Here is a 13,054-nt window from a genome sequence, read left to right on the forward strand (position 1 = left end):
AGGATTTGACCTATGCAGATTGATAAACAATCTCCGATTCCGATTTACTTTCAGATTATGGAACAATTGAAAACCCAAATCAAAAACGGCGAGCTGAAAGCGGATGCGCTGCTTCCGTCTGAGCGGGAATACGCCGAACAATTCGGCATCAGCCGCATGACGGTGCGCCAGGCGCTTTCCAATTTGGTGAATGAAGGATTTTTATACAGACAGAAAGGCCGGGGAACGTTCGTCAGCAAACTGAAGATGGAGCAGCCGCTTCAAGGGCTGACAAGCTTCACTGAAGATATGAGAAGCCGGGGCATGAAGCCGGGGAGCAGACTTGCCGAATACCAGCTGATTCAGGCGACGGAAGAGTTATCTTCTATCCTTGGATGCGGCTGTCAGGCAACGCTTCATAAAATCATCCGCGTCCGGCTGGCGAATGATATCCCGATGGCGATCGAAGCCTCGTACATCCCGTTTGACAAGGCGGGGAAATTGGATGCCTCCCATTTTCAATCATCCATGTATGAGCACATCGAAGCGTACAATCAGATGCCGATCTCACGCGCCAAACAAGAGCTTGAACCGGGAACAGCTTCCGAGGAAGAAGCCGAACTGCTCGGGATCCAGCCCGGCGCGCCCGTCCTCTATATCAAGCGGACCACTTATCTGCAGGACGGCACTGCCTTTGAGCATGTCAAATCCGCCTACAGAGGCGACCGCTACACATTCGTGCATTATATGGACAGGGTGAAATGAAACATCTCCAACCGTTACGGGTTGGAGATGTTTTTTTGATCTGCCATTTTCAAATCAATTCTCTATGACTCTGTCAAAACGGAGAGGCTGGGGTTTAGGTATCTATTTTTATAAAGAAAAGAGTACTAAAATGCTACCCTCTGTTTTGGACAATATACGGAACCTGCTTTGAAATCAGCAGCAGCGGTTCTTTGTTTTTGTGAGCCAGTGAAAACATGATTGCGCCTTCAATCATCGAGTTGATTGTCATCCCAAGCTTCTCCGCTTCCTCTTGTTCAAACCCATGCTCAAGAAATTTTGCCGCAAACACATCCGTCCACTTCTTGAACACCTCAACACATGTGCATCTTAACGTTTCATTGATCAGAGCGGTCTCACCCGCCAGCAATCCAACCGGCACGCCCTCAATATTCTGAGGATCATTAAACTGTTCAGCCGTTACATGAATAAAGTGCTGAATGGCTTCTACAGGGTCCCCGAATTCAGACATACTATTCTGTATTTGCTTTTCAACGCATCTTCCCGTATGTCTGATTGCCGCAATGGCGAGTTCTTCTTTTCCGTTTGGAAAGTGATGATACACAGACCCTCTGGGTGCTCCGCTCTCTTTTATAATTTGATTCAAACCTGTCGCATGGTATCCCTGAATCTGAAAAAGATATGCAGAGGTTTGAATAATTCTTTCTTTTGTCCCGGTTTTACTGTTCATTATGTTTCCTCCTGCATTTAAGAAAACCAATCGATTTTAGTATAGAAAAGGGACATAAAAAAGTCAAAAGCACTTATCACAGCAGGGCGCCGCCATTTCCGTACAGAAAAAATCCTGCTGACCGTCAGATTCCGTTCTGAGCGATCAGCAGGCGGTATTTCACTGTTATGGGTTGGAGACATGCCTGAAATCAAGCTGATCCGGAGCTGGAGCATACGGCGTATTTCCCGTTTTGAACATCCAGATCGGTGATATTGTTTTGCCGTTGTACGGATCTTTGACGACGGTGTACCAGTAATAAACTGATTCCGGCTGCAGGCCGTCCCAGACCCATTCTGCGGTTTTTCCGCTTTTTACGTGTTTTTGATGACCGAGCAGTTCGTTCGTATAAACGTTGCATTCAAAATAATCGGTCGCTACCTTTTTCATTTTCGGCTGTAAATCCATTTCAGCTGAAAATTCGTCTTTATCAGCGAACAGATCGGTGTCATAGTAATTGATGTCATCCGTATACGGCGAGTAGGAGAACATGTGAACCTGATTGGCGGCCTGATCGAATTGCATGATGCGCATATAGCCTTGTCCCCCTTCAGGACCATCCTGATAGTCAGTCAGAATTTGATGAACGAGGCGGTCCGGTTTTCCGTCGCCGTCATCGTCAAGGGCATCGGTTTTTTTCACAGCATTATGGTAATGGCCGCTTAATACCATCGCCACATTGCGATTCGGCTTAACGACTTTTTGATAGATCGTCTCCCCGATCGGGCTTCGGTTTCCGCTCACAAGCAAATACTCATGAAAACATAATATGGCGGTTCGGTCCGGATATTGCTTAAGCACTTGATTGATCCAGTCAATCTCTTGATCCGCAATGCCCCAGCCCATATAAATCATAATAAAATCGTTCCCGCTTGCCGACAGCAGATCATAATGCCCGCGGTTATTTTTGTATGACCCGCCGTAATGCATGTTCTTTTCAAAACGGCGGCTTCCGAAGAAATCCCCGAAGGTTCGGTATGTGCCGTCTTTATGGCCGACGTCATGATTGCCGGCAAGCACTCCGTACGGAATCCCCGCCTTATCAAGTGTCCGCATGGAGTGATCGGCGTTTTTCCACTGTTTCATCACCATTGAATCATCGACGATATCGCCGGTATGAAAGACATATTTGATATTGTGCTTTTCCTTATTTTCTTTGATCCACTCCGTCATTTTGTCAAAAATGTTCGGGTGCCCTTGTGCGTAATACTGTGTATCGGACATCCAGACAAATGAGTAATTGCCTTTTGCCGGGATTTGATCCTGAACGATGACATTCATCTTTGAGTTTTTCACCGCATCCGCTGCGGACACGGCGGCTTTTAACGTAAACGGCTTTTTATTTTTGGCAAGGACGCTGTCCGCCTCCTGCCAGCGGCTTGTCCGGTAATTCCAAATATACATGGTTACCTTTCGGCCGGGCAGAGAGCTTCCTTTCCAGACCGCTTCGGCCAGGTCCGTTTCGTCAATAGACGGGTCAACGGTTACTTCAAATCGGTGATAAGGGAAACGTTCCTTGCTTTCTGACGAGACTGTTTTTCCGTCATTTGCCGAGATACGGTTCATTTCCGGCAGTGTAAACGGCATTTCATTTTCTTTTATGCCTTGCGGCGGTTCTGTTAATGAGGCGTGTTTATACACTTTCACGCTGCCCGGATTCCGCGCGGTGTAACGGAATCCCCGGTAAAATGATACATTCATTTCATCCTTCGTCGGATCCTTTACCCGGACGGACAGCTTCGCTTTATGGGCGCTAATGTTTTGATCGGCAAGCTCCGGCTGATCCGGCTCCTCCCGTTTGATATGGAAGGTGCGGACGGACGTTGTTTCATTTCCGGCAAGGTCTGCCGCAGTGATGGTAAGCGTATGCTTTCCGGGCTTAAGATCGGCTGATGACGTATGATGCGGGAGCGTGATGCTTTCTCCGTCCAAAAACGCTTTGACTTCTTCCACCTTGCTCCATTTATCACGGATGTCCGCTTTCAGCTCAAAGTTACCTTTCAATGTCGCGCCTTCTTTGATACCCGGAACAATTTTCGGGCCTGTATTGTCCACCCGCACAGACTGACTGAGCTGCTCCTCACCGTCGCTTACAAAAATCTGGTGATAGCCTTCAGAAAGCTTCGCCGTATTCCATGGCAAAAGCCGCGACGTAAATAAATGATCCGGCAGGCTGAATGAGAAGGTCATGCTCTGATTCGCCCGCTTGCCGTCACCGATAAACAGCTGCTCATCAGGATCCCGCTTCCCGTCTTTGATCAACGTTCCGTCTGAAAGCACCAGGCGGGCATTTTTCACGATAAAATCATCCCGATTCTCCCCCGTGTCATACGGAGAAACCTTTGATCCCGCGCGGATGGATACTTTCTGCGTTTTGCCCCCTTTTTGCAGCAGACGTTCCGGAAGCAGAACCGAGTACGTTCTGTAGCGATGAGCCGGATCGTCAAAAATGTGCAGCACCTCGTTTTCCATCATGACGGTGTTTTTGAAATAAAGATTGGTTTTCCGGGCATCGAAGGCGAAATAGACCTCTTTTTCCAGCGCCGGCCGGGTCTCCTGCCGCTTGCCGTCAATCCACAGTTTGATCTTATCCGCGCCGGCGTCAGATGTGGCTTTGAGCAGATAGGTGCCCGATATCGTATCTTCCGGTTCAATGTTCATTCTGAGTCCGTGTGATTTACTCGTCTGTTCAATGTCAATCATCTTGACGGGTGTTTTTGCTTCATTTTCCCCGTCACCGGCTGCGATATAATACTCAAGCTGATCCTGGCCGAGCAGTTCCGGGGAATAAATAATGTGACGGTATAAGCTGTCGTTGCGGTCTTTTTCAGCCAGAATTCGTTTGAATGGTTTGTTCTCATTGGTTCTGTAATAAAACGCCGCTGTTTTGACAAGGTTTTTGTCCCGGATGTCCGCTTTTAATTCAATGCTTTCTGCCGGCCGGACCGGCTTTTTGTCTGTAAGGTCTTCAATGACCGGTTTTTCCTTATCCGGTTTGATCACTCTTTTCTGCTGAGGGATCTGCGCCTGAAAAACGGAGCCCGGTGACGGCTTATGTTCGCTTGTGGAGATCTTGAGCAATTCTCCCGTTCCGTTCAGCGGATATTTGTACAGCAAAGAAGTCAGCCGGCGGAATGCGTGTTTTCGGTAGTGCGCTGAGGCGATGGTTTTTCCGGTGTTTGCTGACAGCACCACCGTCCGCGGGCGGGCGTTGGACATTCCGTCCGTCCCTTCGATGACGGCGAGATGTTTTCCCTCCTTCAGGCGGGTTCCGTAATAGCGGTTGAAATCATCTGCCGTCAGTTCTGATGCGGCATGTCTCAGCCAAAACACATAAGCGCCGCCTGACGGAATGACAATATCTTCTTTCGGCCTCCATATCACATCTGATTCCGGCCCTTCCTTCGGGTAGCGGTAGCGGATATGATAATCCTTAAAGTGAATGGGTCTGTCCGTCGTGTTATACACCTCGATAAATTCATAGGCATCAGCGCCGTCTTCATTTTTCGTATCAACGGCAAGCTCCGTAATCATCAGCTCGGGAATATGATTCAAATCGGCTTGATAGCCGTCCAGCTTCAGCCGCTTTTTCTCCGATTCCGCCCGCTGTCTGCCGTTGGTGAAAACGAGGTAATATTCCAATTCTCCATTCCAGATATCCCGTTTTGAAACCTGGGCCGTAAACAGCCGGATTGCGCCTGGAGCGGGCTCCATCGGCACCATCTTATATCCCAGCTCATTGCTTTGTTTATAAAAAAGAAACGCCGAAAACGCTTGATAATCGGCATTCTGTACATGAGCCTGTATGAACAGGTTTCTTTTCATTTCCGCCTTTACTTCGATTTGGGGAGGATTCTCCAGAAGCGGTATGTAATGAGGCGGCTGTCCGAATTCCTGCTGATTCACCGGGATTTCCGATTCTTTGCGCGCCGCACCCGCAGAAGGACTCACACAAAGCAAACCAATCAGAAAAAAGAGCGTCATCACAAGTTTCATCTCATTACCTCCCTATGCATTATGTTGCGTCAGGAGGCCTCCGCTTATGTAACCGCACATAAAAAAGCTGCCCTCTCGGGGACAGCTCTTTTTTATCCTTTTCTAAGCGGCTCCAATATGCCTTTTTGAATCAGCAAGTGGAAAACGGAAAGCACGACGGATGCCCAAATGGCGGTGCCGAACCCGTCAATCTGAAAGCTGTCTCCCATTAAGGCAGCGGTCATCATTAACGTAATGGCGTTGATGACAAACAGAAAAAGGCCGAGGGTCACAACCGTGACAGGCAATGTCAATATGACGATGATCGGTTTGATCAGCACATTTAACACAGAAAGAATCACACTGGCGATGACAGCCGCTCCGATACTGCTGATATGGACGGAATCAAAATATCCCGCGATAACGATTAATAATAAAGCATTTACTAAAATGCTGACTGCCCATTTGATCATTTATTTCAAATCTCCTTCTAAAGGTACAACAAAACACCAGATAATATATACAATCGGCACGATTCCGCTCGTGACAAGCGCTAATACAACGGTTATGATGCGCAAAAGCGACGCATCCATATTGATATACTCCGCCAAACCGCCGACGACACCGGCGATTTTACGGTTTTTTTCTGAACGGTAAAGTCTTTTCATCCAATCACCTCTGAGTATGCTTGAGCTTAATGGCTCCTGTTAACGATTCTGAGAAAATCGAGAGATGCTGATCATGGCCTTGATTTGATTCCAGCATCAGTTCTTTTTGAATGGTATCATTCTTTTCCTTTAAAATCTCCGCATCAATCAGCTCGTGGCTGAGAGAACCGAGATTGCTTTTGAGCTCCGCTTTCACCGCCGAGTCATCAGGCAGGGCGATCTCCACATTTCCGGTCGTCGTTTTTGTGTAGATGGAGCGGCAGTGCGGCGCTGTCACGGTAAGGATGATATTGCCGTTAAAGCTTTGGACGTCAATAGATTCACTCGATCCGCGCAAATCAATCAAGCCGTTGATCGTTTCCGCTTCGATCGCGCCGCATTGATGGCCGGCCAGCTTGATTTGTCCGTTAGCCGTTTCCGCCGACGCTTTCTCAGCCGTCAGATGAGAGAATGACAGGACGCCGTTTGTCGTTTTCGCCGAGAATTCTTTTACATGTAAATGTTCCCCTCTGATCGGTCCGTTAAACAGCTTCACTCTTATCTTATCGTACTCTTTCTGAGGAACATAAAGCGTGACATTGGTTTTCATCGTTTTCATTTCCGTGCGGACAAAAAACTTATTGCCCTTCATTTCGCACTCAATATGCTGGAGAAATGCGGTGCGCGCCGCCTCCTGACTGTCCGCCCGGTACACTTTCGCCTGGCACTCCGCTCTGACATCTTCATCCGCCCACGGTACGATATTGACGCTGCCGTTTGCAATCTGCATATCAATGGCTGAGAATTCACTGTCTTTAAATTGAAAAATATGCTGCACGTCGTGTGCGTGGCCGAAATTCAGATCCAGATCCGCTTCCTTCACTTTTTTGACAGCCGAATCAATCCAATCGAACAGCTTAGCACCGATCGACGGCTTTTGGCTTTCTTTTGTCCCGCTTTTGAAATCTTCCGCAGGTTCCTGGACCTCCGTTGATAATGCGGTGATCTGCTCTTCTTTTTCTTTATATTCATGATCCAGTTTTTCAATGAGCGTCAAAGCTTCCTGCGCCGTCAGCCTGCCTTCTTCCACAAGCTTTAAAATCCGTTCTTTCTCCTGTTTCATATAAAACTCCTCCCCCGACTTTTCTTACACCTGGCGTAATACCTTTATTCCCTGCACGATATTCCAAATGACCATTCCGATGAGGATCAGAAAATAAACAGCTGCTCCTGCTATCATAACAAAAACCGGAACCATACTCTCCCCCTGAGCCGTAATCGCTCCTCCGACAACACCGGCGATCACAATCAGCAATCCCGCAAACGGAATGATGTGAGAAATCAGGGCGCGCATGGCATGCCGCTTCGTCTCTTTTTCATCGACGACGAAGTAAGCCACAATCGGAAGAATAAGAGGCGCGAAAAACACGCTGAAATAACAGATGGATGCGATGATCGCTTGGTTTCGATTCAATAAAAACACTCCCTGTGCGGTAATGTAAAAGGCCCTTCATTATACATACGTATGACGAATGGGCGGGTTTCATTTTCATGCTAAAGGACATGCTTCGTTATACGTAATTTTTCATTTCAGAGATTTCACTATAGAATCTTTTCCCCTAACCGATTACAATATGTAACAAAGCCTGACCGTATGCAAGGAGGACATACCAAATGGAGAAAGATCCCGGAAACGACCAAGTAACGGAAGAAAGTCTGCGAAAATTGATTCGCGAACAGAAAAGAATGAACAGCGAAATGCTGGCTGAACTGGAACAGATCAAAGCGGCGCCTCTTCCCATTTCTCATGATATTCAATATATAAAAGTGCTGCTGGACAGCAGCAGCACTCATATTCTGCAGGATTTAATGCATTTAAGCAGACAGCTTCCCCAACAGAAGAAAAGCCTGTAGCACAACAGCCCAAAACCGATCGGTTTTGGGCTGTTGTTTTATCTGTTAAGTGGCTGCCGTTTCTTTTTCGGCCAGCAATGCTTTCATCCGTTTTTTATCACGTTCCATTACCGGTTTCAGATAGCGGCCCGTATATGATTCTTTCACTTCGACAATTTCTTCAGGCGTCCCGGAGGCTACGATCGTGCCGCCGCCCGCGCCGCCTTCAGGTCCGAGATCGACAATGTAGTCCGCCGTTTTAATGATATCGAGATTGTGTTCAATAACCAAAACGGTATCTCCGTTATCGACGAGTCTTTGAAGCACAACTAAAAGCCTTGCGATATCATCAACGTGGAGGCCTGTCGTCGGTTCGTCCAGAATATACAGTGTCCGGCCGGTGGAGCGCTTATGCAGTTCGGAAGCGAGCTTGACGCGCTGCGCTTCTCCGCCTGAGAGCGTCGTCGCAGGCTGGCCGAGCGTCACATACCCGAGCCCGACATCGGCAAGCGTTTGAAGCTTGCGTTTGATTTTCGGGATATTTTCAAAGAAAGACAGAGCATCTTCCACCGTCATATCCAGAACATCAGAAATGCTTTTTCCTTTGTATGTGACCTCAAGCGTTTCCCGGTTGTAACGTTTGCCGTGACACACTTCGCACGGGACGTACACGTCAGGAAGGAAATGCATCTCAATTTTGATGATGCCGTCGCCGCGGCAGGCTTCACAGCGCCCGCCTTTCACATTAAAGCTGAATCGGCCTTTTTTGTAGCCGCGCACCTTTGCTTCATTTGTCTGCGCGAACACATCGCGGATGTCATCAAACACACCCGTGTAAGTTGCCGGATTTGATCTCGGCGTCCTGCCGATCGGCGCCTGGTCGATATCGATCACTTTATCAAGATGGTCGAGGCCTTTGATCTCTTTATGGCTTCCCGGTTTCGCTTTGGCTTTATGGAGCTTTTGCGCAAGCGCCTTATGCAGAATTTCATTCACAAGCGTGCTTTTTCCGGAACCGGATACCCCTGTCACCGCCGTAAAAGTGCCGAGCGGGAATTTGGCATTCGCTTTTTTCAGGTTGTTTTCCGTGGCGCCTTTGATTTCAATGTATCGGCCGTCAGGTTTTCTTCTCTCCGGAGGCATCGGGATGAATTGAGCCCCTGACAAATAACGTCCGGTCAGAGAATCCGCATCATTCATCACTTCTTCAGGCGTGCCCGCCGATATGACACGGCCGCCGTGAATGCCGGCGCCCGGTCCGATATCTATCAGATAATCGGCAGCCATCATCGTATCTTCATCATGCTCGACGACAATCAGTGTGTTGCCGAGATCTCTCATGTTTTTCAGCGCGCTGATCAGACGGTCATTGTCACGCTGATGAAGACCGATGGACGGCTCATCAAGAATGTACAGGACGCCTGACAAACGGGAGCCGATCTGCGTCGCAAGCCTGATACGCTGGGCTTCGCCGCCTGACAGCGTACCCGCCGCCCGGCTCAGCGTCAGATAATCAAGACCGACTTTATCTAAGAAACTGAGCCGTTCTACAATTTCTCTTAAAATTAAATCTGCAATCTGCATATCTTTCTCAGACAGCGTCAGGTTTTTGAAAAATTCCAGCGCATCGCCGACGGAAAGTTCGGTAATGGTTCCGATGTGGCGTCCGTTGACCAAAACGGCCAGCGCTTCTTTCTTCAGCCGGTAGCCTTTGCAGGTCGGGCACGGCTTCTGTGACATATATTGCTCCATCTGTTCACGGATATAATCGGAGCTTGTCTCTTTATACCGTCTCTCAATATTGCGCAGCACGCCTTCAAATTCAATTTCATTCTCCCGCACTTGTCCGAAATCATTCTCGTATTTAAAGTAGATCCGTTCATTGCCGCTGCCGTACAGCACTTTATCAAGCTGATGCTTCGGCAGGTCTTTGACCGGAGTCTCCATATCGATCCCGTAATGGCGGCAGACCGCCTGAAGCAGCTGCGGATAATATTGGGAACTGATCGGCGTCCACGGAGCGATGGCGTGTTCTTTTAATGAGAGCTCAGGATTTGGAATGACGAGCTCCGGGTCCACTTCCAGCTTCAAACCGAGACCGTCACAAGTCGGACAGGCGCCGAACGGGCTGTTAAACGAAAACAGCCGGGGCTCAAGCTCTCCGATGGAAAAACCGCAAATCGGGCAGGCGTGATGCTCGCTGAACATCAGCTCTTCCTGGCCGATGACATCTATCATGACACGGCCTTCCCCTAAGCGGAGGGCGGTTTCCAGTGAGTCGGAAAGCCGGGCGGCAACGCCTTCCTTGACGACAATCCGGTCAATGACTACTTCAATGGAATGCTTTTTGTTTTTTTCAAGTTCAATATCGTCGGAAAGCTCGGCCATTTCTCCGTCAATCCGCACCCTTACATACCCTTGCTTTCTGATTTGGTCAAGGACCTTAACATGGGCGCCTTTTCTGCCTGAGACCATCGGCGCAAGCACTTGAAGCTTCGTCCGCTCAGGATATTCAAGAATCCGGTCAACCATCTGTTCAATCGTTTGCGACGTAATTTCGATGCCGTGCTCCGGACAGTGCGGCTTACCGACTCTCGCGTATAAGAGCCGGAGATAATCATAAATCTCCGTTACCGTTCCGACGGTTGACCGCGGATTGCGGCTTGTCGTTTTCTGGTCAATGCTGATGGCCGGAGAAAGCCCTTCGATCGCATCAACGTCCGGCTTATCCATCTGCCCTAAAAATTGGCGTGCATAGGCAGAAAGCGATTCGACATACCGCCTCTGTCCTTCCGCGTAAATGGTGTCAAAAGCAAGGGATGATTTTCCCGATCCGGACAGGCCCGTCACGACGACGAGCTGATCCCGCGGAATCGTTACATCAATGTTTTTTAAATTGTGCGCCCTTGCCCCTTTCACCTCGATCCGGTCAATTGCCATGTGTTCATCATCCTTCCGCTTTTAGCTCTAACAGTAAATCACGAAGCTCTGCCGCCCGCTCGAAATCAAGCGCTCTGGCCGCTTCTTTCATTTCATGCTCCATTTGCTCAACGACTTTCTGGCGTTCTTTCTTCGTCAGCTTCGTCAGCTTAGGCGCGGCTTTTGTTTTGTATTCTTCTTTATCCTCAGCGGCCTGCGTCGCGCGGATCACATCGCGGATTTCCTTATTGATCGTTTGCGGCGTAATGCCGTGGATTTCGTTAAAATGCTCCTGCTGTTCCCGGCGGCGCTTCGTTTCATTCATCGCGATTTCCATCGAATGCGTGATTTTATCGGCATACATGATGACCCGGCCTTCTGCGTTTCTCGCTGCCCGTCCGATCGTCTGAATAAGCGAACGCTCAGAACGGAGGAAGCCTTCTTTATCCGCATCCAGAATGGCGACAAGCGACACTTCCGGAATATCAAGACCTTCTCTCAGCAGGTTGATGCCGACCAGCACATCATATTTTCCGAGCCGGAGGTCACGGATGATTTCAATCCGTTCAAGCGTCTTAATCTCGGAATGCAGATAGTTGACCTTGATGCCGATTTCTTTCAGATAATCGGTCAGATCCTCTGACATTTTTTTCGTTAATGTCGTTACGAGCACGCGCTCATTCCGTTCTATCCTCGCCTGAATCTCGCCGATCAGATCATCAATCTGTCCTTCAATCGGCCGGACGTCAATGAGAGGGTCGAGCAGTCCCGTCGGCCTGATGATCTGTTCGATCATTTCCGGCGTATGCTCAATCTCATACGGTCCCGGAGTAGCCGACACGTACACGATATTGTGCATATGTTTCTCAAATTCCTCGAATCGGAGCGGACGGTTGTCAAGCGCTGACGGCAGGCGGAAGCCATGATCGACAAGCACCTGTTTTCTTGCCTGGTCACCGTTGAACATGCCGCGCACCTGCGGAATCGTCACGTGTGATTCATCAACGACGATCATAAAATCGTCCGGAAAATAATCAAGCAGCGTATACGGCGTAGAACCCGGAGGACGGAGCGTCAAGTGTCTTGAATAGTTCTCAATGCCCGAACAGAAACCCATTTCCCGCATCATTTCAAGATCATATCTCGTCCGCTGCTCAAGCCGCTGCGCTTCAAGGAGCTTGCCGTTTTCACGCATGACTTTCAAGCGCTCCTCAAGCTCCTGTTCAATGTTCAGAATCGCTTTTTCCATCTTTTCCGCCCGGGTGACGAAGTGGGAAGCCGGGAAAATCGCGACATGATCGCGGTCGCCGAGAATCTCTCCGGTCAAAGCGTCAACTTCTCTGATCCGCTCAATTTCGTCTCCGAAAAATTCTACTCTGATACAATGTTCGTCACGGGAAGCCGGGAAGATTTCCACAACGTCGCCGCGCACGCGGAATGTCCCCCGCTTAAAGTCGATATCATTGCGGGCATACTGGATATCCACTAGCTTTCTCAGCAGCTCGTTCCGCTCAATCTCCATTTCCGGTCTGAGCGACACGACCATCTCCCGGTATTCTTCAGGCGAACCGAGACCGTATATGCATGACACACTCGCAATGATAATGACATCTCTCCGTTCAAACAGAGAGGATGTCGCGGAGTGCCGCAGTTTATCAATTTCATCGTTAATGCTTGCGTCTTTCTCTATAAATGTATCCGTTTGAGGCACATACGCCTCCGGCTGATAGTAATCGTAGTAGCTGACAAAATATTCGACAGCGTTGTTCGGAAAAAACTCCTTAAACTCGCTGTACAGCTGTCCGGCAAGGGTTTTGTTATGGGCAATGACCAGTGTCGGCTTATTGACTTCTTTAATCAGATTGGACACGGTAAAGGTTTTGCCCGTCCCTGTCGCACCCAGGAGAGTCTGGTGTTTTCTGCCTTCCTGTATGCCTTTGACAAGCTTTTCAATCGCTTGCGGCTGATCTCCCTGGGGCTGATATTTCGAGACTAACTCAAAACGATCTTTCACAAAAAAGCCTCCGTTTCTTTACGAAATCTTCCTATTGATATAGTAACACAATGACGGGCAAAATCACTAAAAATACGAACTAAAGTTCGATGGTTTATTTTTACCAAGTCAATT

10 protein-coding genes are annotated in these 13,054 nt (G+C 48.7%); 2 read left to right on the forward strand and 8 right to left on the reverse strand.

Annotated elements, in window-relative coordinates; translation table 11 throughout:
• Positions 1-12 precede the first annotated feature (12 nt).
• Complete coding sequence (locus tag ACXN9U_RS16275; RefSeq protein WP_060964169.1) at positions 13-744, forward strand: GntR family transcriptional regulator; 732 nt, start codon at positions 13-15, stop codon at positions 742-744.
• Positions 745-877: 133 nt separating this feature from the next.
• On the opposite strand, the gene ACXN9U_RS16280 is transcribed toward ACXN9U_RS16275, so the two are convergent.
• The 6 genes from ACXN9U_RS16280 to ACXN9U_RS16305 form a co-directional block, all read right to left on the reverse strand.
• Positions 878-1,453, reverse strand: a complete 576-nt coding sequence (locus tag ACXN9U_RS16280; protein WP_045925873.1) for a TetR/AcrR family transcriptional regulator — start codon at positions 1,451-1,453, stop codon at positions 878-880.
• Between the two features lie 165 nt (positions 1,454-1,618).
• A complete protein-coding gene (locus tag ACXN9U_RS16285; RefSeq protein ID WP_489201910.1) occupies positions 1,619-5,488 on the reverse strand; it encodes a lamin tail domain-containing metallophosphoesterase family protein in 3,870 nt (1,289 codons plus the stop codon).
• A 92-nt stretch (positions 5,489-5,580) separates the two neighbouring features.
• Complete coding sequence (locus ACXN9U_RS16290; RefSeq protein ID WP_014418984.1) at positions 5,581-5,940, reverse strand: phage holin family protein; 360 nt, start codon at positions 5,938-5,940, stop codon at positions 5,581-5,583.
• Positions 5,941-6,135 (reverse strand): PspC domain-containing protein, encoded by a 195-nt coding sequence (locus tag ACXN9U_RS16295; RefSeq protein ID WP_003151448.1) that lies wholly within the window; start codon positions 6,133-6,135, stop codon positions 5,941-5,943.
• Between the two features lie 4 nt (positions 6,136-6,139).
• Entirely contained in the window at positions 6,140-7,237 is a 1,098-nt protein-coding gene (locus tag ACXN9U_RS16300; protein WP_489201911.1) for a DUF4097 family beta strand repeat-containing protein, read from the reverse strand.
• A 24-nt stretch (positions 7,238-7,261) separates the two neighbouring features.
• Entirely contained in the window at positions 7,262-7,588 is a 327-nt protein-coding gene (locus ACXN9U_RS16305; RefSeq protein ID WP_016937800.1) for a hypothetical protein, read from the reverse strand.
• A 200-nt stretch (positions 7,589-7,788) separates the two neighbouring features.
• Between ACXN9U_RS16305 and ACXN9U_RS16310 the strand changes: the two genes are divergently transcribed.
• Positions 7,789-8,028: a hypothetical protein gene (locus ACXN9U_RS16310; protein ID WP_016937799.1), complete on the forward strand. Its 240-nt coding sequence runs from the start codon at positions 7,789-7,791 to the stop codon at positions 8,026-8,028.
• Positions 8,029-8,073: 45 nt separating this feature from the next.
• On the opposite strand, the gene uvrA is transcribed toward ACXN9U_RS16310, so the two are convergent.
• Both uvrA and uvrB read right to left on the reverse strand, forming a co-directional pair.
• Positions 8,074-10,947 carry an excinuclease ABC subunit UvrA gene (gene uvrA / locus ACXN9U_RS16315; RefSeq protein WP_049627485.1) on the reverse strand — a complete coding sequence of 958 codons (2,874 nt, stop codon included), beginning with the start codon at positions 10,945-10,947 and terminating at the stop codon, positions 8,074-8,076.
• 7 nt (positions 10,948-10,954) lie between these two features.
• Complete coding sequence (gene uvrB / locus ACXN9U_RS16320) at positions 10,955-12,940, reverse strand: excinuclease ABC subunit UvrB (protein ID WP_045926627.1); 1,986 nt, start codon at positions 12,938-12,940, stop codon at positions 10,955-10,957.
• Between the last annotated feature and the right edge of the window lie 114 nt (positions 12,941-13,054).

Source organism: Bacillus sp. BACIII (assembly GCF_057836745.1).